The organism is Streptomyces hainanensis (assembly GCF_004348415.1).
Classification (GTDB): Bacteria; Actinomycetota; Actinomycetes; order Streptomycetales; family Streptomycetaceae; genus Streptomyces; species Streptomyces hainanensis.
On the sequence record NZ_SMKI01000769.1, the window covers coordinates 1 to 1,899 of the forward strand.

The 1,899-nt window shown below is 75.7% G+C and carries 1 protein-coding gene; it reads left to right on the top strand.

The genetic code is table 11. The features are described from left to right. The first annotated feature begins 194 nt into the window (after positions 1–194). On the top strand, positions 195–1,874 hold the full coding sequence (gene abc-f, locus E1283_RS35735) for a ribosomal protection-like ABC-F family protein (protein ID WP_132822320.1): 1,680 nt from the start codon (positions 195–197) through the stop codon (positions 1,872–1,874). Positions 1,875–1,899 lie beyond the last annotated feature (25 nt).

Below are 1,899 nucleotides of genomic sequence, written 5' to 3' on the forward strand. Positions count from 1 at the left end.
GGGCGGCACCCTCCGGCTCGGGTTCCGTGGGTGTGGGAGTCGTCACTGGTTGGTCCGTTGCTCGGGGGACGGCGTTGTGCATCTTAATGCAGCAGTTGTCGCACTAGTGGAGTAGTCGATGTTCTTCCGAAGCGTTCGCCAGGCCGCGCGGTCCCTCACGGCCGCCTCGTTCCCGAATGCCTTGGAGTCCTCGCATGCCAACCCCAACCCAGATCACCGCGCTCGCGGTCGGCAAGTCCTTCGACGGCAGGGTCGTTCTTGACTCGGTGACCTGCTCGCTCGCCGCCGGCGAGCGCACCGGGATCGTCGGTGAGAACGGCTCCGGCAAGTCCACCCTGCTGCACCTGCTCGCCGGGCGCGAACGGCCCGACCAGGGCGAGGTCGTCGTCCAGGCCGCCGGCGGCGTGGGCTACCTCGCCCAGGACGAGCGGCTGCCGGCGGACGCGACCGTCCAGCAGGTCGTCGACCGGGCGCTGACCGACCTCCGCGCCGTCGAGCGGCGGATGCGCCGGCTGGAGGCCGCCATGGCCGGCGGCGACGAGTCGGGCCTGGCCGAGTACGGCGACCTGCTGACCGTCTTCGAACTGCGCGGCGGCTACGACGCCGACGCCCGGGTGGAGCGGGCGCTGCACGGACTCGGCCTGGGCCTGGTCGGCCGCGACCGCGCCGTCGGCGGCCTGTCCGGCGGCGAGCGGGTCAGGCTGCGGCTGGCCGCCCTCCTGGCGGCCGCGCCCGAGGTGCTGCTGCTCGACGAGCCGACCAACCACCTCGACGACGACGCCCTGCGCTGGCTGGAGGAGCACCTGCGCGGCCGCCGCGGCACCACCGTGGCGGTCTCCCACGACCGGGTCTTCCTCGAACGGGTCACCACCAGCCTGCTGGAGGTGGACGCCGACCGGCGCCGCGTCGTCAGGTACGGCAACGGCTACCCCGGCTACCTCGCCGAGCGGGCCGCCGAGCGGCGGCGCCGGGCCCAGGCGCACGAGCAGTGGCGGGCCGACGTCGAGCGGCTCCGCGAGGCCGCCGCGACCACCGCCCGCCAGGTGGCACCCGGCCGTCCGATGAGGGACGGCAACAAGATGGCCTACGACCGGGCGGGCGGCCGGGTGCAGCAGTCGCTGGCCAGCCGGGTGCGCAACGCCGAGGAACGGCTGCGCCGCCTCCTCGCCGACCCGGTCCCGCCGCCGCCCGAGCCGCTGCGCTTCGCCCCGGTGACGCGCACCCGGGGCGCGCGGGGCGTGGTGCTCGACGCCGCCGGCGTCGCCGTCGCGGGCCGGCTCGACCGTACGAGCCTCACCGTCACGACGGGCGAGCGGCTGCTGGTCACCGGGCCCAACGGCGCCGGCAAGACCACCCTGCTCCGCGTCCTCGCCGGAGACGTCGCGCCCGACGGCGGAAGCGTCGCCCGAGCCGGCGCGATCGGCTACCTCGCCCAGGAACCGATGCCCGGGAGGCCGGACGAGACGGTGCTGGCCGCCTTCGCCGGCGGCCGCGCCGGCGAGGCCGCCGACCACGCCGAACGGCTGCTGTCCCTCGGCCTGTTCGACCGCGACCAGCTCGCGGTGCCGGTCGGCCGGCTCTCCACCGGGCAGCGACAACGTCTCGCCCTGGCACGCCTGCTCAGCGAGCCGTGGGACGTCCTGCTGCTCGACGAACCCACCAACCACCTGGCGCCCGCCCTCGTCGAGGAGGTGGAGGCCGCCCTGGCCGACTACGAGGGCGCCCTCGTCGTCGTCAGCCACGACCGCCGCCTGCGCCGGCGCTGGCGAGGCGCCCACCTCGCCCTGGGGGCCCACCTCAACATGGGGGCCCACCTCGGCATGGGGACCCACCTCGCCGTGGGGGCCGGCGAGACCTCAGCCGCCAGGGCCTGACGCCAGCCCCGCCCAGCCCACGCAC

Excerpts from the sequence above, each read along its gene's own strand:
- abc-f (WP_132822320.1), top strand. The coding sequence starts at position 195 with ATGCCAACCCCAACCCAGATCACCGCGCTCGCGGTCGGCAAGTCCTTC.